This window comes from Providencia sp. LY12, from assembly GCF_057621555.1.
Map to the genome: position 1 here is coordinate 1,976,783 of NZ_CM172594.1, position 18,177 is coordinate 1,994,959.

Below are 18,177 nucleotides of genomic sequence, written 5' to 3' on the forward strand. Positions count from 1 at the left end.
GATGCAGGATTATTGAGCGTCTAATTATAAATATGCCGCAGCATTTTAATGCTGCGGCAACGAGTTTACTTCACTTTCATGCCGGCGGCAGTCATCAACAATCTAAATAAGGAAGAAAAGGCGAATAGTGCCAATACGCTTCCTAACCAAATTGCCGCCATCCAGCCGAGCTTCTTCCACCAAGGTGAGCGAAGAGTTGTATCAGTGATAGCCTTGGTCTGGGGTAATTTTTCCTCTGAAGACATAGTAACTCCAATAGGTGTAAACCAAAATAACAGGGATGATGAACAGGGCGCCAACTAGCATAAAGCCTAAGCTTTCTGAAGGACCTGCCGCATCGCGGAAGGTAATTGCTGGCGGAATTAAACTTGGCCAAACGCTGATGCCTAATCCTGTAAATCCTAAGAAAATCAGCATTAATGCAGCAAGAAATGGCACGCTATCGTAACGTTGGCGTTTGGCACTTTTTAAAATCAACCATACACAACCGAGCACTAATAGAGGAACGGGTAAAAAGAAAAACAGGTTTGGCAAGCTAAACCAGCGTTCATAAACGGCGTCATTTAACATTGGCGTCCATAAACTGATAACGCCAATCACTGCTAACATGACCAGTGTTAATGGGGTTAACACGCGATACATGGTTTTGCGCAGATGTCCTTCCGTTTTCATGATCAACCAGCCACATGCCAGTAAAGCATAAGCTATGACTAAACCGAATCCACAGAACAGCGGGAAAGGTGCGAACCAGTCAAAATAGCCGCCCATATACACGCGGTTTTCAACGTGGAAGCCTTGAATAAACGCGCCAATCACAATCCCTTGGGAGAATGTAGTAAGAATCGAGCCCCAAATAAAGGCGTGATCCCAGCGGCGGCGATGAGATTCATCGGCGCGGAAGCGAAACTCGAAGGCGACCCCGCGAAAAATCAATGCCAGTAACATAAAGGTTAGTGGAATAGATAGCGCATCTAAAACAATAGCATAGGCTAATGGGAATGCTCCAAATAGCGCCGCACCACCAAGCACTAACCACGTTTCATTACCATCCCAAACAGGTGCCACACTGTTCATCATCAAATCTCGGTCTTGGCTCTCTTTTAAGGCTGGGTACAAAATACCAATACCTAAGTCAAAACCGTCCATCACGATATACATCAACATACTGAAGACGATGATGACAAACCAAATTAGTGGTAAATCAATGCCCATGAGTTGCCTCCTCGGAGATACCTTTACGAATTAATTTCATCATGTACATGTAGCCAATCCCAAATACGCCGCCGTACACCACAAAGAAGGCTAGCAAGCTCACGCTCATGTGCATTTCACCATGGGCGCTCACAGCATCTGCGGTACGTTGTAACCCGTAGACAACCCAAGGCTGACGACCGATTTCGGTGGTAAACCAACCGGCTAAGATGGCGATTAAACCTGATGGTGCCATGACGAACATAAAACGCAGGAACAGTTTGGATTCATACAGTTTTTTACGCGAACGCAGCCATAATCCCCAAACACCAGCAGCAATCATTAACATGCCTAAGCCCACCATCACGCGGAATGACCAGAACACCATAAACACATTTGGTCTATCTTCAGGTGGAAACTCTTTTAGTGCTGGAACCTGTTTGGTGGTGCTGTGTGTCAAAATCAGGCTCGCCATGTAGGGAATTTCAATGGCATATTCGGTTTTTTCTTTTTCCATATTTGGAATACCGAAGAGGATCAGCGGGGTGGCTTCGCCGGGTTTATTTTCCCAGTGACCTTCCATTGCTGCGACTTTAACAGGCTGATGTTTTAGGGTATTTAACCCGTGAGCATCGCCGATAAAAGCTTGGACTGGCGCTAAAATCAGGATCAACCACAAGGACATGGAGAACATTTTCTTCATGGCGGAGGATTTATTGCCTTTGAGTAAATGCCATGCGCCGGATGCACCAATAAAAAATGCCGCTGCCAAGAATGCCGCAGTGGTCATATGGAGTAAGCGGTATGGGAATGATGGGTTAAAGATCACCGCTAACCAATCGACAGGGACAATTCGCCCATCGATAATTTCAAAACCTTGAGGCGTTTGCATAAAGCTATTGGATGCAAGGATCCAGAAGGTTGAAATGATGGTACCGAGTGCAACCATGCACGTCGCAAAGTAGTGAAGCTTTTCGCCCACGCGATTCATACCAAATAGCATGACACCGAGGAAGCCAGCTTCTAAGAAGAAGGCGGTGAGCACTTCATAGGTTAAGAGTGGGCCGGTGATGCCACCTGCAAAATCCGAGAAGAAACTCCAGTTAGTTCCAAATTGGTATGCCATCACCAATCCAGAAACGACCCCCATACCGAAATTGACAGCAAACACTTTTGACCAAAAATGGAACAGCTTTATATAGTCAGTATCGCGGGTTTTGAGCCATAAACCTTCGAGTACCGCCAAAAAACTGGCAAGTCCGATGGTGATGGCAGGGAAGATAATATGGAACGATACCGTAAACGCGAATTGAATACGGGCAAGCTCCAGCGCAGTTAGTCCAAACATATTGACCCCTGAATGGAATTGATTTCGACACGCCACATTTCCAGCCATTGCGAAGCAATTTTGGGCTGTTCCTTAGCAATAAATAATTGATTTCGCTGGATTGTTAACACTCATAAATCCAACTAAAAATGTTTTGTGGTTATAGTTAAAAAAAGTCAGGTGAATGTGTGGATAAGTAGAACATGAGACGATAAACTATAATAGTAACAATTTTTAGCAAATCACCTATAACAGTGAGGCGGGAATGACGAGATACGAACAGCTAGCAGCACAAATTCGTCAACAGATTGAAGATAATATTTGGCAAGTAGGTGACAGGCTACCTTCACTGAGAGAGAGCGTTAAGCAATCGGGTTTAAGCTTAATGACGGTGGTACAAGCTTATCAATTACTGGAAAGTCAGGGGTGGGTCGCTGCGCGCCCGCAATCTGGCTATTATGTTGCAAATCGCAATAATGCATTTGCCGCCGCAAAAGGGGGAAAAGGGCTCCATCTAAATGAAAATGTGGAGATTAACGCCTCTATTTTCGGTGTACTGCAAGCATGCAAAGACCCAGATATTATCCCATTTGGCTCTGCTTTCCCAGAGCCCGCTTTACTGGATGATCCAAAACTAGCCAAGTCTCTCGCTTCGGTGGCGCGTCGTTTATCGAAAACCAATACCACCACTAACTTACCTCCGGGGAATGAACAGCTACGTCGCAATATTGCCCAGCGCTATGCAACGCAAGGGATCCACGTTGCCCCTGATGAAATTGTGATCACGGCAGGTGCGATGGAGTCATTGGTGCTGAGCTTACAAGCGGTTACTCAACCGGGTGATTGGGTAGTGATTGAATCTCCTGCATTTTATGGTTCCTTGCAGGCGATAGAGCGCTTAAAACTTAAAGCGATTGCCATCAAAACTGACCCATTATTTGGAATTGATCTTGATGCGTTAGAGGATATTGCGGATAAATACCCGATCAAAGCTTGCTGGTTGATGACGCACTACCAAAACCCGTTAGGCGGTACGATGCCTCCAGCCAATAAAAAGCGGTTGGTGAATATTTTGAACAGTCATAAAATTGTGTTGATCGAAGATGATGTGTATGGCGAGCTTTATTTTGGTACTCAGCAACCTATTCCTGCAAAATCACTCGATTCACAAGGAAACTTTTTCCACTGTTCATCATTTTCGAAATGTTTAGCGCCGGGATACCGTGTCGGGTGGGTAGCAGCAGGTCATCACGCGAGCAAAATTCAGCATTTGCAGATGATGAGCACCGTTTCGGCCAGTGTGCCAACCCAACTGGCGATCGCGGAATACTTATCTCAAGGGGGGTATGATAGTCATCTGCGTAAGCTTCGCCAAACGATGGAACAGCGGCAACATTTAATGCTGAGCGCAATCGCTAAATATATGCCGTCCACGGTTAAAGTGAATACCCCAAAAGGGGGCTATTTTTTATGGTTGGAATTTGAACCACCATTTAACGCCATCCAGCTGTATCAATTAGCATTAAAGGAAGGGATTAGCATAGCACCGGGGAGCATGTTCTCAACCAGCGACCAATTCAATCATGCATTTCGCTTAAATGCATCATTTGCATGGAATGACAGGCTTGAACAGGCGATGCAAGTTTTAGGGCGTTTATGCTATCGATTAACGGGGCTAAAATAGGGAAAATAGGGTGAGCGTGGAGGTCGCGCTTACCCTTAAGAGTTGCTTAGCTGCTTGCAAGTCCGATAGCTGCAAAGGTTAACATTCCACCAGCAACACCTTCGGTAATGCGACGTTTTTTATCGTTATATTGTTGGCGATTATGCATTGATGCGAATATCATGCCGATGGCACCGTAAATAATGATGCATGATGTGATGAAAGTCGCTGATAAGATTAAAGATTGTATTGCAACACTTTCGGAAACATGGATAAAATTAGGTAAAATTGCGAAATAAACTAGTAATCCCTTAGGGTTAAGGAAGCTAGTGAGGAACGCTTTGCCAATCACAGCTTGCGTGGAAACGGTATTAATTTGAATCTTTCTCGATTTCATGGCCGATAACAGCATACGGACAGCTAAGTAAGCAACATAGGCGACCCCCACCCATTTGATGGTTTGGAAGATAATTGGTGAAGTTGCAACAATAGCCGCGAGCCCAAGTGCCGCTAAAATGGCATGGGTCACATAGCCGAGAATAATACCCAAATTGGCTTTCCACGCAGCAGAGATTCCGCCTGATAACCCTTGTGATGAGATAAATAAAATATCGGGACCTGGTGTGCAAATCAAAGGAATGACAGTTGCACTAAACAGCAATAACGTTTGTAGATCCATCCAAACACCTCTAATTTATTATTATTTTCTTATGAAGAGAACAAAGTTTGGTTATTATAGCTATTTCCCGTTGAAATTTGGTTGTTTTGTTGCTTGTCATGGATGCTTATTTGACATTTAATATCAAAAAATAAAATCAAAAGAGGTTCGAATGCCAAAGAATACTGGCTCGCATTATGCAGAAAAGCATGAGCTGGAACATAGCAGCTCATCCGCCATCAAATTAGATGCGATTGATAAACATATTTTGCAGGTGCTGCAACGAGATGGAAAAATCCAAAATGTTGAACTGGCAAAAGAGGTTGGTTTATCTCCATCACCTTGCTTAAGACGCGTTAAGTTGCTGGAAGATGCTGGCGTAATCAAACGTTATGTTGCGGTGTTGGATGGTACAAAGATTGGCGCGGGTTTGTCCCTGTTCGCACGCATTTGGTTTAAAACCCAAGATGCGCAAACCATTAATCAATTTGTGGCTGATATTCAGCAAATGCCGGAAGTGGTGGAGTGCCATTTAATGGCGGGTGAATGTGATGCGCTGATCCGCATTGTGACGGAAGATATGGCATCTTATCGTCGTTTTCACGCGGACTATTTGACGCAAATAAGCAGTGTGCAGAGTATCAAAACGGAAGTACCTATGGAGACAGTCAAAGTCACGTATGCACTTCCTTTATAAGCTTACGAAATCCACCTATTTACCACTCTATACTGCTCAATAATCTCCATTGATATTATTGAGCAGCTTGCTGATTTGTATTGATTACCTTACAAAAGCAGTAATATCTCCGAGAATATTAATAAGGGCGCTCAGGCAGATTGTAAATATGTTCACTGAGATTATCGACAATGGTATTCGGTAAACAGTCGATTGAAGCAATCGATTTACCTTTATTGTAAACATAAACCCCACCCGCGCGTTTTGTTCCTAGATAGTCAGAGTGAACGGTATATACATATGTCCCATTTTTAAAATCTAGCTCCATAATTTGGGCGTGACCTGTATCCGTATCGGCAGCTTGAGTTTTTAATAAATTTTGAGTGAGTTGTTGTGGTGAGCGAACAATTTCAATATCGGGAATATCATCTATTTTTCCAAAAGCATATCGATACTGACCATCAACGTATGTCACGCGAACTTGTTTGTTATTTTTGTTTACACACTGAAAAACAGTGACTGTATAGGCGTCAGCCAGTGCTGGAACGGACATTAATACAGGTAATGCTAGAGCGAGTAGTGTACGGCGAAGTTTCATGGGATCCCTACCAAAAAAGAGTTATCAATATTGATGTTATCGGCATCGTATTCGGATGCTCTAGAGAGAGTTTAGCATTTAAAATTAAGCTAAATGTATTGATGACTAAAAAGTAGATTATTCCACACGGTATGTTGTCAATATTAGACAAAATGTACGAATGTGGCAGATAAATGGAAAAATTTTCTCAGACTTTCGGCAAGGATTAGATTATTGCAATGACGTTTGTTAAATTAGAGGAGTAGTTTTAAAGTACGAGGGTGCTAATCGAATAATGATAATACAGGGTGAAATATGCGTGATGGAACTCTTGCTATGCAGGTGAAGAATCGTAATTTACCGAATTGGCAAACATTAAAATTAATATTGAGTTCTTTAATTGTCTTTAATTTTTATTTAAATGTTAATCCAACCGTGAAATCCGATTATTCAATATTGATTGAAATATTTGATTGGGTATTAATCCCGATGTTTGTCTTTATTGCTGCATATTTAAGCAAAGGAATTGTATGGCAAGGTTGGCGTGACCATTTAATCCCACCTTTAATTATCTATTTCACATTTCAAACAATAGATGCGATCCCGCTTTATTTTACAAACCGATTAACTATCGAAGAATATTTACTGTTCCCTCAAAACGGTGTTTGGTTTTTCTTAGCGGTACCGATATGGCAAGCCATTTTTTTATTACTGCCTTCATTTATAAAGAATAACGGCGGGGGAATATTTATCACCTTGCTGTTATCCATCATTATTGCGTTTTTCTCCAAGATATACTTATCGGATCTTACTGGTTTTTCGGCGATTATTCAGTATTTTCCATTCTTTGTTATGGCTTACTTTTTTGATGATAAAAAAATAACTTGGCTTAGACAAAATGTATTTTTTATCGTATCCGCAGTAATCGCCTTGGTTGCGATTTATATTTATACCTCAGTAGATATTGAATTTGAGCTAATAAAGATTTTAGGGGGAAACCAACTTGCTTATCATTTCTTTGAGCATGTTTTTGCATTTCTAATGGGCGTGTTAATTTCAATCGCAGTGATGTGTATTGCATTATCGACTGAGCGATTTGTGAAAATAGCCAATAATGCACTGGGGGTGTATTTAATTCATCCGATCATCTGTTTCTTACTATTAACTGGGTTAAGTTCATTCCATATTGAAGCGGGTTTACCGCTTTTAATTTTGCTCACTCTCTTTACCATTACATTAGCGTTATTTCTGGCCAAAAACTCGACTATTCATTGGTTTTTAAACCCTGAATTAAAGTCGAAAAATAATAGAGAATAGTAAGGTTAGGAGCGGAAGGGATCTATAAAATAAAGCTTACCGAATAATCTCGGTAAGCTTTTATTTAAGAGCAAAAGGGTTTATTTACGCAAGGCTTTAACTTGCTCAGGGGTCACATTGCCGGCCTGTCCACCCCATTGAACTCGCAGGAAGTTGACCAAATCGGCAATTTGCTGGTCGTTAAGCTTGTCGGCGAAACCTGGCATGCTTTGCATGTTTTGGTTATTTGGGAATGCTTGCTCCGGCAAACCATCCAATACGGCATTAATGAGATTGGTACTGTCCACATCACGCAGGGTCGAATTACCTTTCATCGCCACTGCCACATTAGGTTTACCGCTGCCATCATAGGAGTGACAACCTGAGCAACTTTCCAGATAAACCTGTTTACCTGCTGCGTTACCATCACCCATCTTGAGCGGTAATGTGGCTGGTGGATTATCACCCATTAGGTAGGTAGCAATGGCTTTATTATCTTCCGGAGTTAAATGTTGCGTGCTGAGGTAAATAACTGGATGCATATCGCTGTAGGCTGAACCTTGCGGCGCTAAGCCAGTCATAAAGAACTGCTGGAGATCCTCTTTTGTCCACCCTCGAGCGGCGAGGGCATCAGGGGTAATGTCAGGGGCAGTGAAACGACCCAATGCGCCACCTTTCATATACTTATCTAATTCCATTTCGCCGAGTGCGCCTCTAGGAGTATGGCATTCAGAGCAGTGTTCAAGCACGTTGACTAAATATTTTCCTCGTTCCCATTCAGGAGAACTGCCTTGGGAGCTGTTCGGCAATGGTTTGTCATTGAAAAACAATAGGTTCCAGCCAATCATCGCCATACGCTGATTTAATGGGAAAGGCAGTGAGTTTTCTGGTGGTGCCACATCTACCGCTGGGCGGCTCATTAAATAGCTGTAGATAGCGTCAGAATCACTGCGAGTTATCCCTTTATAGGAGGTATATGGCATCGCAGGGTAGAGGTTTTTGCTTGGAGGTGAAACGCCTTCAGTTAATGCTTTATGGAACTCTTCTTTTGTCCAACGACCAATCCCATAATCAGCAGAAGGCGTTAAGTTACTGCTATAAATAGTGCCAAAAGGCGTATCGAGAGGAAAACCGCCCGCTAGAGGCGCGCCGTTTGCACTGGTGTGGCATGCTGCACAGTCACCGGCAAGCGTTAAGTAACGACCACGCTCAATTTCCTCGGCACTCGCGGTGACTTTTTGCATGGGACCGTCAGGTTTGCGACTCTCATACCAATACAGAATCGCCCAGACGACAATAGCTATCGCTATCAACCATAAAATAATACGTTTGATCATTTTATCGTCTCCTTGATTAGTCCCGGAGTGCTCATCACCACATCCCGTACCGCTTCATAATAACGAACATAACCCGTACAGCGGCAAATGTGATTATTTAAAGCTGTTTTGATGGCTTCTTCTAGCTCTTCTTCGGCAATCGGGTTGCGTTGCAATTCCTCAACGAAAATCGTTGCCGCATTGACAAAGCCTGGGGTGCAGTAACCACATTGGAAACTAAAATGGTCGATAAACGCTTCTTGTACAGGGGATAATTTAACGTCACCATTTTCTTCTTTGGTGGCAGCCCCTTCGATGGTACGAATGCTTTTATTGTTGAAAAAGTGTGCGCCTGTAATGCAGGTTCGAACTTCTTCACTTGTGCCTGATGGGTTATCTAAAATCACCACACAAGCGTGGCAAATACCTTGACCGCAGCCAAGTCGTGAACCCGTAAGGTCAACATATTCATGAAGAAAATCAATCATCATGAGACCTTCAGGAACATCCATCGGTCCATATTGTTGACCGTTAATGTTGATGGTGAGTGGTAGAAAATTTAGGCTCATGATAATACCTCTAGAATATCGTTAGGGCGAACAGGCAGACTCAAGAAATGGTGCCCTGTTGCATCAGCAATCGCATTGACGATGGAAGAAACGACAGGGATCATAACAACTTCAGCGACCCCTTTTGGTGGGTCGGTATCGGATAACCCCGGCAGGATCTCGCTAGTTTGTTTCCAAACCGCAACATCATTCGCGAGGGGTAAATGATAACGGTTAAAGTTCCACGTTCCATTTCCGGGTCCATCTTCGTAGAGAGGTAAATATTCATGGAGCGCATGACCAATACCCATCGCTAATCCCCCTTGAATTTGACCTGAAACCAATTGAGGAACAATTAAGTTTCCGCATTCAACCACGGTGTGGTGGTCGAGCAATTCGACATGACCGGTGGCTTTATCAATAGCAAGTTCAGATAAGGTAGCGACGGCGCTGTAATAGGTAACGCCAGCATTGTTTCTTTGAGTATCAGGGTAATACGCTTTTTCGCGATGCCACACTTGATAATCTTTGTCTGCAAATCGCAGGGAAAGACCATCAACAGGAAGGCGGCGGGTTTCATCATTAATTTTGAAATCAGCTTCAGCCCATTCCCAGCGGTTAAAGACATGGCAAACTGCGCCAGTTAAACCACCCATCTCAAATGTACGGTCGATTAAGCGTTGTAAGCTAAGCACTTCTAGTCCATCAGCGGTGAGACCATTGGCAACCCAACGGGCATCTTCACGACGAACCACGAGTGGCGCTGCTTGCCCACCACCAATGCCTTCTTGCCAAATTGACATTGCCGCAGGCCACAGACCATATTCAAAGACTAATCGAGCGGCTTCTTCAGTACTGTGGGTGAAATAATAAGCGGAGTTACTGGCGCTGGCTGGGGAACAGTAATTCGGTGTCCAAAGCGGGTTAGTGGCGAGGCGTTCTTGTTCATCTTGCGCCATGGCAAATGGGTTTCCTGTCGAAATCATCGGCAGAACTGACCAATCCACAACCGAAAAATGAGCTTCTTCCGCAGGCTTACCTAACCACTTGGCACAGACCACGGCTTGGGATGTGGACATCCCGGTACCAATCTCCGCACCACTATGATAAATGGCTATTTTTCCTTCAGGGGTGAGTTCAACGCGCGCAAAGGAGGATTCAGCACCTGTACCGAAGTCTTTTTGAACGCAAGAAATGCCGGTACCAAATAATTTGCCTGCATTTTTAGCTTCAAACTCGGCTTTACGTTTCGCTCTTTCTTTCCACATTGGGTGCTCAGCGCAACGGCTCAGCACTTCATCCGCACGAATTGCGCCGCCTGGGATAGCCCCTTGGGTATTTTTCATTCCTGATTTGATGATGTTTTTCAGGCGAAACTCAATAGGATCGGCTTTGAGTAATTTTGCGGCTTCTTCCATGATCATGTCAGTGGCAGCCATGGCCTGTAACGTACCATAACCACGAGCAGATCCCGCATCGACCGCGCGAGAAGCGATACCCACAGCCGATAAATCACTGCGAGGAATATAGTAGATGGCTTGGGCACCAGTGGCTGCAACCATCACAACGGAAGGCGTAAAGTTACATCGACCGCCGCCATCCCCAATAAATGAGGCGGAAAGTGCTTCAATTTTATGGGTTTTCTTATTGACGGCGAGGGTATAATCCATGTCAAACGCATGGCGTTTGATGGTGGATTGGAACTGTTCATAACGGTCGTTGGCTAGGCGGATCGGAACGCCATCACCATACAGGGTTGCCATCGCACCATAATAAGGGAATGGGGTGTGATCTTTCGAGCCATAACCCACCGTAAAGCAAGGGTGTAAGAATATTTGCTTAATTGGGAATTTAGATTTCGCGAGCATTTCTGGCAGTGATGCAGCAACTTCTTGCGGGGACTGTGTTGGGATCACTAAATGGAATGATTGTGTTTTTGCATCATACCAGCCATTGGCATTATCGGGTTCGAGCGCTGAGGTATCAATAGATTGCGAAAAGTATTTACGCTTGATAACCAGCCAATCTTCCGGTGGGTTTTCTAACTGTTTTGCGAGTTCATCCGCATAATACATGCCTTCTTGATCAAGCTTTCCACCTTCGCGACCTTCAGGCCAGATTGGGATATGCTTTTTCATACCAATCGGGGAAATAGGCATATCTTTCATGCTGGAGTATGTATCAGGTGAGAATGGTGTTTCTCCGCCGATACGAACCCCACGATAAGTTCCCCAAGGATCTCGCTGTAATGGTCCCGTATAAGCACCATATTGGATGACATCATCGTGGAATTTGAGTGTCTCTTTAGCGAAGTTAAATTTGGCAAAATCATGATAAATCAGTAATGCGACGGCTTGCCCTAAGTAAGCAGGGGTTTTTCCTGTCGGTAATAGTAAATCTTCACCATAGAACTCAGGGAAGGCAACGCCATCTTTTTCTAAATCACTGGCAGTAACAATACGGTCAGGCATTAAGCCATCATTAAGTCGTTCGAGATTAAAACCTTCGTAGATTTTATCGGCTTGGGTGACGCGTAGAAGAAAGGCGTGTCCTTGTTGTTTGGGCCAGTGAGGGATATCGCGGGCTCGAATATCTCTTGCAAAGACTTTTTCACCTTGCACTTTGGCATAGCCATCAATTCGGAATTTGATTTTTTTATCGACAGGGTTCCAGTCGGGAGCCTGAAGAATTTTTTCCTCGAATAGCACATCAAAAGCTCGGCTATACAAAGGGGCGATATAACAAGAGATCCCCGCAACAACAGCACATTTGATAAAGTGTCTGCGGGATAGTCCGACATGGTTATTGCTCATAATATACCCTTACACTTATTTTCATTGCTTCAATTATTATTTTTTATTTCATTGCTAGTTTCGTGATATAAATATTTATATATCCAATGGTTCTATATCGAAATATGAGTAGAATTGGATGGATAATAAAAATGATGACGATTAGCATAATCTGCATATTATTATTTATAATATAAACAATAAAATTAATTATGTATAATGTAAACCATGAATATAGGTATATTAATATTAGCGGCAGGAAAAAGTGAGCGTTTTCAACGTGCTGGTGGTGAAGGAAGTAAATTAAATTATCGAATTGACCAACAAACAGTGTTCGAAAAAACGCTTGTAAATTCAATGAATAGTGAATTGCCTATTCATGTAGTCACTCGCGCTGATAATTTGGGTGTCATTAACAATTGTTTACATTTTAATATTCCATTTTCCGTATTAAATAGTCATGGACTAGGGGAATCGATTGCGTTAGGTGTAAAAAACACATCTAATTGGAGTGGCTGGTTAATTCAGTTGGGTGATATGCCCTATATTTCTCACGAAATATTTATTCGAGTTGCGAACGAATTAAAAAATTATTCATTAGTGCGACCTGTATATAAAAACATACCGGGGCACCCTGTCGGAATATCAGAAAAGTATCGACAAAATTTGCTTAATTTATCGGGAGATAATGGCGCAAAATCAATATTACGTCATCAATTGGTTTACGAAATGCAGATAAATGATGAGAATGTCATTAAAGATATTGATTATCTTCCAAATAAAAACTAAGAATAAAAATCAATAGGGACTGAATATGCTACGTGAAGATGTGTCCGTGATTTCTCAAGCAATAAAGTGGGCAATGGATGAACCAGTCTGGTTATGCACTGTGCTGAATACTTATGGTTCATCGCCGCGAAGCCCCGGCTCTTTATTGGTCGCTAAAGGGGATGGAATGTACGTAGGTTCTCTCTCTGGAGGCTGTATTGAAGAGGATTTTCTGCAACGAATTCAGCAAGGTCATTATTTAAAAGATAGCCAAGTTGTTCGCTATGGTCAGGGCGGGGTGGAAGCCAAAGTCAATTTACCTTGTGAAGGGAGTTTAGATGTTCTTATCGAATATTTACCCTGTAACCCATGTTCTGAACAATATCTCACACAAATCCAGACCGCACTGCTCGGTTATACGGCCATCGTCAAAAAATTGACGTTACCCCAGCGAAGTGAAATCACGACAGTGCCAAACTCACAACATCCCACGCATATTGAACGCAATGGTGATGAGATCCAGTTTTATATCATGGCACCACCCAAACTGATTATTGCGGGTATCTCCAATGTCGGCGTTTACTGCGCTAATTTTGCGGTCACATTAGGGTTTGAAGTGATTCTTTGTGAGCATCGCGATGACGAATTGTTACGTTTTGCTGGGCAAATTGCGGAACAAGTTGAGATTAAAAAAATATTCCCTGCCCGATTTTTAGAAGAGAATCCAAGCGCATCTAATACCGCTATTGTGTCTTTGACTCACGACCCTCGTATTGATGATTTAACATTAATGGAAGCAGTGAACACGTCTGCATTTTATATTGGTGCAATGGGCTCAACCCGAACCAGTGCCAAGCGCCGAGAGCGTTTATTAAACTCAGGGGGATTAACGCTTGAAATGCTAGACCAGATCCATGCGCCTATCGGTATTCCAATTGGCAGTAAAACACCACCAGAGATTGCGTTAGCGATTATGGCAGACATAGTGGCGCATAAGAATGGGCGGGGTTAAGCTAGTTTTGCCCATTTCGAATCGGGAAAATAAATAGTGGGAAATGTATGGCTATTTTAAAACATGGAAGGATTTATAATGCGCTCTAAACTCATTTATCAATGGAAGTACAAAAGGAGAGCCAGGCTCTCTTTCTTAGGCGCAGAGATCCTTTGGTCGGTAGTTTTAGGCATCATTCAGGCATTAGTCTATCAATGGTACTTGAGTGCTCATCCAGAGGATGCAAGTTTAGTTTTTCAAAGTAATTTTTATCATCAATTCTCTTTTAGCCAGTTTGGGTTAATGGAAGTTCTGTTTGCGATTATCCAAATCTATATATTTACGCTGCTTCTTACACAACGAGTTAGGGATATGGGTATTAAATATCCATTTATAATTTCGCTTGTTTTTACATCAGCATCATTATTTTTAGCACCATTAAGTATGTTTAACTCATCGACTCTTTCAGTCGTATTTATGTTTATTTTGTTGATTGGGGCATTGATTGCTTTATTTGCACCATCAGCGCCAGAAACCAATGTGAATATAAAAAATGATGTGGTGAATTGAAAGATAGGGGAGTTAATTGATGTGGGATGAAATGTAGATTAGATAAACAGCATAACGATCTTATGCTGTTTATCTTAGATAATAATTTTTACGATGAAAGTATTGGCTTATACGTTAAACAAGAAGTTCAACACATCGCCATCTTTAACGATGTAATCTTTACCTTCTGCACGCATTTTACCTGCTTCTTTCGCGCCTTGTTCACCACGGAATTTGATGAAATCTTCGAATGCGATAGTTTGTGCGCGGATAAAGCCTTTTTCGAAGTCAGTGTGGATTTTACCTGCTGCTTGTGGAGCCGTTGCACCAACAGGGATAGTCCATGCACGCACTTCTTTCACGCCAGCGGTGAAGTAAGTTTGCAGGTTTAATAATTCGTAACCTGCACGAATCACACGGTTCAGACCTGGCTCTTCAATGCCTAAATCAGCCATAAACTCATCGCGCTCTTCATCGTCCAACTCGGCGATATCAGATTCGATAGCGGCGCAAACAGGCACAACTACAGAACCTTCGGCTTTAGCGATTTCGTAGACTTTGTCCAAGTATGGGTTATTTTCAAAACCATCTTCATTGACGTTAGCAATGTACATGGTTGGCTTCAGGGTCAAGAAGCTTAAATAACGGATTGCGGCTTTATCTTCAGCGGTTAAATCTAATGAACGCAGCATGCCAGCTTGTTCTAAGTGTGGCAGGCATTTTTCTAGAGCTTCTAATTCCGCTTTTGCGTCTTTATCGCCGCCTTTTGCGCGTTTTTGTACGCGGTGGATAGCACGCTCACAAGTATCTAGGTCAGACAGCGCTAATTCAGTGTTGATCACTTCGATATCGGCTGCTGGGTCAACTTGGCCAGCAACGTGGATGATATTGTCATTTTCGAAACAACGAACAACGTGACCAATCGCTTCCGTTTCACGGATGTTAGTCAGGAATTGGTTACCAAGACCTTCACCTTTTGATGCGCCTTTTACCAGACCCGCGATATCAACGAATTCCATCGTGGTTGGCAGGATGCGCTGAGGCTTCACAATTTCAGCTAATTGATCAAGACGTGGGTCTGGCATTGGCACAACACCCGTGTTTGGTTCAATTGTACAGAAAGGGAAGTTGGCTGCTTCGATGCCGGCTTTGGTCAATGCATTAAACAGAGTGGATTTACCCACGTTAGGCAGACCAACGATACCGCATTTAAAACCCATATGTTTCTCACCTTAATAGCGGGGGCAGGCGAGTGCTGCCCCTAATGTTTAGAAAATTGGCGCTGATTATACACAAAAACTCGTGTTTGATGAAATCAACTCTTAGGCTGTGGCTTTAAAACCATGTAAGCGATTGATAGCTTTATCCATTCCATCTGATAACAGGATGTCCGTGCAGCGCACAGATTCATCAATCGCATCGTCAATAAGCTTCTGTTCTGACAGCGGAGGCTTGCCTAAAACGAACCCAACAACTTTGTTTTTATCGCCTGGATGCCCAATACCAATGCGTAAGCGGTAAAAGTTAGGGTTATTGGCAAATTTACTTTGAATATCTTTTAAGCCGTTATGTCCACCGTTACTGCCACCGAGTTTCATTTTGGCAACACCCGGTGGTAAATCGAGCTCATCATGAGCCACTAAAATTTCATCCGGATTAATGCGATAAAAATTAGCGACCGCGGCGACGGATTTACCGCTCAAGTTCATAAAGGTGGTTGGAACCAGCAAGCGAATATCATTGCCATTAAGATTGATGCGAGCCGTATAACCAAAAAATTTAGGCTCTTCCTTTAACGATTGGTTATGGCGTTGTGCCAGTAAATCAACATACCACGCACCAGCGTTATGGCGGGTTTGCGCATATTCAGCGCCCGGATTGGCTAATCCAACAATTAATTTTATTTTACTCACGGGGACTTTTTCACTGTCAATGTATAGAAATTGGCGACTAGTTTACCTCGTGTCGGGGTGGATGTACAAAATTGTCATTGATAAGGTTGTGCTAGTGATAATTAGTTTGTGAATTATTCGTCAATACCATCATCAGTTGTTAAATTGATTAAAAGCACTTTTTGAGTAGATATCCTTAAACTCTTCTATACATGTGAAGCTTATCGCAAATAATTTTACTTAAAGAGCTATACTCTTTACATAAATATAAAGTTTTATCGAACTTTTCTTTAATGCTTGCGTATCAGTTTACTGATATTGGAGGTAGATATGAAACGGAAAATGGTTACTCTCATTGGTAATGGCTTGATGGGTTTGGGTATGGTGGTGATGGGGGGAAGCATCGGTTTAAACCTGTTTTCTCATATTGTTGATTTAGGGTTGTCCGATGACATCATCAATGGCTCACTGTTCGGGATCTTTATCGGTGCATTGGTTTGGTTAGTAGGCGCAAGAATGGGTGGTAAAGAGAAAGTGGAAGACCGTTACTGTTTGGTGAAACGTCAATTTCATTCCCGTAATGATAACCACCGTTACCCATAGCGAGTTAGGCTGAAGTTCATTTGAAGTTTATCAATAGAGATGAACAGAAGCATATTATTGAAAATAGATAAAATCTAAATAAGAGTGAAATTCGATATCAATGATTTCACTCTTATTTTTTGTCTAAAACCACGATAAATGAAACCGTTCAAAAAAATAAAGCCCCTACGGTTGATGAACAACAGTAGGGGCGCTACTTATAAATTTTTGTATCGTGACCACAATGAATGTGGTGCGATAAAGCACATTTCTCGCTTCAATAATTTAATGAAAAATCACTGAAACCAGTATGTTAAAACGGGGTCATTAAGACCCCGCTTTAGAATTAGTGCTCGAACATCGCAGAAATTGACTCTTCATTGCTGATACGGCGAATCGCTTCGGCCAGCATGCCTGAAAGGGTCAGGGTGCGAACTTTGTTCAGCGCCTTGATTTCAGGAGAAAGAGGAATTGTGTCACAAACAATGACTTCATCAATCACAGAGTTTTTGATGTTGTCGACAGCATTACCTGAGAAGATTGGGTGAGTTGCGTAAGCGAATACACGCTTAGCACCACGTTCTTTCAGCGCTTCAGCTGCTTTACACAGTGTGCCACCAGTATCAATCATATCGTCAACTAAGATACAGTCACGACCAGAAACGTCACCGATGATGTGCATAACTTGAGAAACGTTTGCGCGCGGGCGACGTTTGTCAATGATTGCCATATCAGTATCGTTCAGTAATTTCGCGATTGCTCTAGCACGAACGACGCCGCCGATGTCTGGAGAAACAACGATTGGGTTTTCTAAATCTTTCTGCAACATATCTTCCAGAAGGATTGGGCTACCAAATACGTTATCTACAGGAACATCAAAGAAGCCCTGGATCTGCTCTGCGTGTAAGTCAACAGTAAGAACACGGTCAACACCCACACTTGACAGAAAATCGGCAACAACTTTAGCGGTGATTGGTACACGGGCAGAACGTACGCGACGATCCTGTCTTGCATAACCGAAGTAAGGGATAACAGCGGTAATACGACCAGCAGATGCACGGCGCAGGGCATCGACCATAACAACAAGTTCCATCAGGTTGTCATTGGTTGGTGCGCAAGTTGACTGGATGATAAAAATATCACCACCGCGAACATTTTCATTAATTTGAACACTGACTTCGCCGTCGCTAAAACGACCAACAGCCGCGTCTCCAAGATTAGTGTAAAGGCGGTTAGCAACACGTTGTGCTAGTTCCGGTGTAGCGTTACCAGCAAAAAGCTTCATATCGGGCACGAGAAAAACCTCAGGCTTGCGTCCAGAGAGATATTGTTGACCAACAGCAATGATGGA

18 protein-coding genes are annotated in these 18,177 nt (G+C 42.9%); 7 read left to right on the plus strand and 11 right to left on the minus strand.

What is annotated here, in order from left to right:
• Window positions 1-65: 65 nt before the first annotated feature.
• From ACY3ZI_RS09415 to ACY3ZI_RS09425, 3 genes are read right to left on the minus strand one after another with little or no spacing between them, the layout of a single operon-like run.
• Window positions 66-245 (minus strand): DUF2474 domain-containing protein, encoded by a 180-nt coding sequence (locus tag ACY3ZI_RS09415; RefSeq protein WP_071992173.1) that lies wholly within the window; start codon window positions 243-245, stop codon window positions 66-68.
• Complete coding sequence (gene cydB / locus ACY3ZI_RS09420) at window positions 202-1,212, minus strand: cytochrome d ubiquinol oxidase subunit II (protein ID WP_036954711.1); 1,011 nt, start codon at window positions 1,210-1,212, stop codon at window positions 202-204. The genes ACY3ZI_RS09415 and cydB overlap by 44 nt, the downstream gene beginning before the upstream one ends.
• Window positions 1,202-2,539, minus strand: a complete 1,338-nt coding sequence (locus ACY3ZI_RS09425; protein ID WP_036954708.1) for a cytochrome ubiquinol oxidase subunit I — start codon at window positions 2,537-2,539, stop codon at window positions 1,202-1,204. The genes cydB and ACY3ZI_RS09425 overlap by 11 nt, the downstream gene beginning before the upstream one ends.
• A 244-nt stretch (window positions 2,540-2,783) precedes the next feature.
• Between ACY3ZI_RS09425 and ACY3ZI_RS09430 the strand changes: the two genes are divergently transcribed.
• Window positions 2,784-4,202, plus strand: coding sequence for an aminotransferase-like domain-containing protein (locus ACY3ZI_RS09430; protein WP_036954705.1), 1,419 nt, complete (start codon window positions 2,784-2,786; stop codon window positions 4,200-4,202).
• 46 nt (window positions 4,203-4,248) lie between these two features.
• Here ACY3ZI_RS09430 and ACY3ZI_RS09435 read toward each other — a convergent pair whose 3' ends face one another.
• Window positions 4,249-4,860, minus strand: a complete 612-nt coding sequence (locus ACY3ZI_RS09435) for a LysE family translocator (protein ID WP_211885409.1) — start codon at window positions 4,858-4,860, stop codon at window positions 4,249-4,251.
• A gap of 151 nt (window positions 4,861-5,011) precedes the next feature.
• Between ACY3ZI_RS09435 and ACY3ZI_RS09440 the strand changes: the two genes are divergently transcribed.
• Window positions 5,012-5,536, plus strand: coding sequence for an Lrp/AsnC family transcriptional regulator (locus ACY3ZI_RS09440; RefSeq protein ID WP_051422784.1), 525 nt, complete (start codon window positions 5,012-5,014; stop codon window positions 5,534-5,536).
• A 118-nt stretch (window positions 5,537-5,654) separates the two neighbouring features.
• On the opposite strand, the gene ACY3ZI_RS09445 is transcribed toward ACY3ZI_RS09440, so the two are convergent.
• Entirely contained in the window at window positions 5,655-6,113 is a 459-nt protein-coding gene (locus ACY3ZI_RS09445) for a hypothetical protein (RefSeq protein ID WP_249215384.1), read from the minus strand.
• A gap of 294 nt (window positions 6,114-6,407) precedes the next feature.
• On the opposite strand from ACY3ZI_RS09445, the gene ACY3ZI_RS09450 reads away from it, so the two are divergent.
• Complete coding sequence (locus ACY3ZI_RS09450; protein ID WP_211885411.1) at window positions 6,408-7,409, plus strand: acyltransferase family protein; 1,002 nt, start codon at window positions 6,408-6,410, stop codon at window positions 7,407-7,409.
• A gap of 80 nt (window positions 7,410-7,489) precedes the next feature.
• On the opposite strand, the gene ACY3ZI_RS09455 is transcribed toward ACY3ZI_RS09450, so the two are convergent.
• From ACY3ZI_RS09455 to ACY3ZI_RS09465, 3 genes are read right to left on the minus strand one after another with little or no spacing between them, the layout of a single operon-like run.
• Entirely contained in the window at window positions 7,490-8,725 is a 1,236-nt protein-coding gene (locus tag ACY3ZI_RS09455) for a c-type cytochrome (RefSeq protein ID WP_487377257.1), read from the minus strand.
• The gene (locus ACY3ZI_RS09460; RefSeq protein WP_036954690.1) at window positions 8,722-9,273 is read right to left on the minus strand and encodes a (2Fe-2S)-binding protein; all 552 of its coding nucleotides are present in this window, start codon (window positions 9,271-9,273) and stop codon (window positions 8,722-8,724) included. Before ACY3ZI_RS09460 ends, ACY3ZI_RS09455 begins: the two co-directional genes overlap by 4 nt.
• The gene (locus ACY3ZI_RS09465) at window positions 9,270-12,065 is read right to left on the minus strand and encodes a xanthine dehydrogenase family protein molybdopterin-binding subunit (protein ID WP_487377263.1); all 2,796 of its coding nucleotides are present in this window, start codon (window positions 12,063-12,065) and stop codon (window positions 9,270-9,272) included. Before ACY3ZI_RS09465 ends, ACY3ZI_RS09460 begins: the two co-directional genes overlap by 4 nt.
• Window positions 12,066-12,272: 207 nt before the next feature.
• On the opposite strand from ACY3ZI_RS09465, the gene ACY3ZI_RS09470 reads away from it, so the two are divergent.
• From ACY3ZI_RS09470 to ACY3ZI_RS09480, 3 genes are all read left to right on the plus strand, one after another.
• Complete coding sequence (locus ACY3ZI_RS09470; RefSeq protein ID WP_036954684.1) at window positions 12,273-12,833, plus strand: nucleotidyltransferase family protein; 561 nt, start codon at window positions 12,273-12,275, stop codon at window positions 12,831-12,833.
• Window positions 12,834-12,858: 25 nt separating this feature from the next.
• Window positions 12,859-13,824 (plus strand): XdhC family protein, encoded by a 966-nt coding sequence (locus ACY3ZI_RS09475; RefSeq protein ID WP_211885417.1) that lies wholly within the window; start codon window positions 12,859-12,861, stop codon window positions 13,822-13,824.
• Between the two features lie 78 nt (window positions 13,825-13,902).
• Window positions 13,903-14,373, plus strand: a complete 471-nt coding sequence (locus tag ACY3ZI_RS09480; RefSeq protein ID WP_487377266.1) for a hypothetical protein — start codon at window positions 13,903-13,905, stop codon at window positions 14,371-14,373.
• A gap of 107 nt (window positions 14,374-14,480) precedes the next feature.
• Here the strand turns inward: ACY3ZI_RS09480 and ychF are convergent, their stop codons facing one another.
• Both ychF and pth read right to left on the minus strand, forming a co-directional pair.
• Complete coding sequence (gene ychF / locus ACY3ZI_RS09485) at window positions 14,481-15,572, minus strand: redox-regulated ATPase YchF (protein ID WP_036954672.1); 1,092 nt, start codon at window positions 15,570-15,572, stop codon at window positions 14,481-14,483.
• Window positions 15,573-15,674: 102 nt separating this feature from the next.
• Entirely contained in the window at window positions 15,675-16,265 is a 591-nt protein-coding gene (gene pth, locus ACY3ZI_RS09490; protein WP_036954667.1) for an aminoacyl-tRNA hydrolase, read from the minus strand.
• A gap of 309 nt (window positions 16,266-16,574) precedes the next feature.
• On the opposite strand from pth, the gene ACY3ZI_RS09495 reads away from it, so the two are divergent.
• A complete protein-coding gene (locus tag ACY3ZI_RS09495) occupies window positions 16,575-16,847 on the plus strand; it encodes a DUF2583 family protein (protein ID WP_154638228.1) in 273 nt (90 codons plus the stop codon).
• Between the two features lie 325 nt (window positions 16,848-17,172).
• Here the strand turns inward: ACY3ZI_RS09495 and prs are convergent, their stop codons facing one another.
• Window positions 17,173-18,120 (minus strand): ribose-phosphate diphosphokinase, encoded by a 948-nt coding sequence (prs, locus tag ACY3ZI_RS09500; protein ID WP_006661866.1) that lies wholly within the window; start codon window positions 18,118-18,120, stop codon window positions 17,173-17,175.
• Window positions 18,121-18,177: the final 57 nt, after the last annotated feature.

Bases quoted from the DNA above. Each gene is read 5' to 3' on its own strand.
- ACY3ZI_RS09460 (WP_036954690.1), bottom strand. From the start codon at position 9,273: ATGAGCCTAAATTTTCTACCACTCACCATCAACATTAACGGTCAACAA.
- ACY3ZI_RS09495 (WP_154638228.1), top strand. From the start codon at position 16,575: ATGAAACGGAAAATGGTTACTCTCATTGGTAATGGCTTGATGGGTTTG.
- ACY3ZI_RS09435 (WP_211885409.1), bottom strand. From the start codon at position 4,860: ATGGATCTACAAACGTTATTGCTGTTTAGTGCAACTGTCATTCCTTTG.
- ACY3ZI_RS09425 (WP_036954708.1), bottom strand. From the start codon at position 2,539: ATGTTTGGACTAACTGCGCTGGAGCTTGCCCGTATTCAATTCGCGTTT.
- ACY3ZI_RS09430 (WP_036954705.1), top strand. From the start codon at position 2,784: ATGACGAGATACGAACAGCTAGCAGCACAAATTCGTCAACAGATTGAA.
- ACY3ZI_RS09470 (WP_036954684.1), top strand. From the start codon at position 12,273: ATGAATATAGGTATATTAATATTAGCGGCAGGAAAAAGTGAGCGTTTT.
- ACY3ZI_RS09480 (WP_487377266.1), top strand. From the start codon at position 13,903: ATGCGCTCTAAACTCATTTATCAATGGAAGTACAAAAGGAGAGCCAGG.
- ACY3ZI_RS09440 (WP_051422784.1), top strand. From the start codon at position 5,012: ATGCCAAAGAATACTGGCTCGCATTATGCAGAAAAGCATGAGCTGGAA.
- ACY3ZI_RS09445 (WP_249215384.1), bottom strand. From the start codon at position 6,113: ATGAAACTTCGCCGTACACTACTCGCTCTAGCATTACCTGTATTAATG.
- ACY3ZI_RS09450 (WP_211885411.1), top strand. From the start codon at position 6,408: ATGCGTGATGGAACTCTTGCTATGCAGGTGAAGAATCGTAATTTACCG.
- ACY3ZI_RS09465 (WP_487377263.1), bottom strand. From the start codon at position 12,065: ATGAGCAATAACCATGTCGGACTATCCCGCAGACACTTTATCAAATGT.
- ACY3ZI_RS09455 (WP_487377257.1), bottom strand. From the start codon at position 8,725: ATGATCAAACGTATTATTTTATGGTTGATAGCGATAGCTATTGTCGTC.
- ychF (WP_036954672.1), bottom strand. From the start codon at position 15,572: ATGGGTTTTAAATGCGGTATCGTTGGTCTGCCTAACGTGGGTAAATCC.
- cydB (WP_036954711.1), bottom strand. From the start codon at position 1,212: ATGGGCATTGATTTACCACTAATTTGGTTTGTCATCATCGTCTTCAGT.
- ACY3ZI_RS09475 (WP_211885417.1), top strand. From the start codon at position 12,859: ATGCTACGTGAAGATGTGTCCGTGATTTCTCAAGCAATAAAGTGGGCA.
- ACY3ZI_RS09415 (WP_071992173.1), bottom strand. From the start codon at position 245: ATGTCTTCAGAGGAAAAATTACCCCAGACCAAGGCTATCACTGATACA.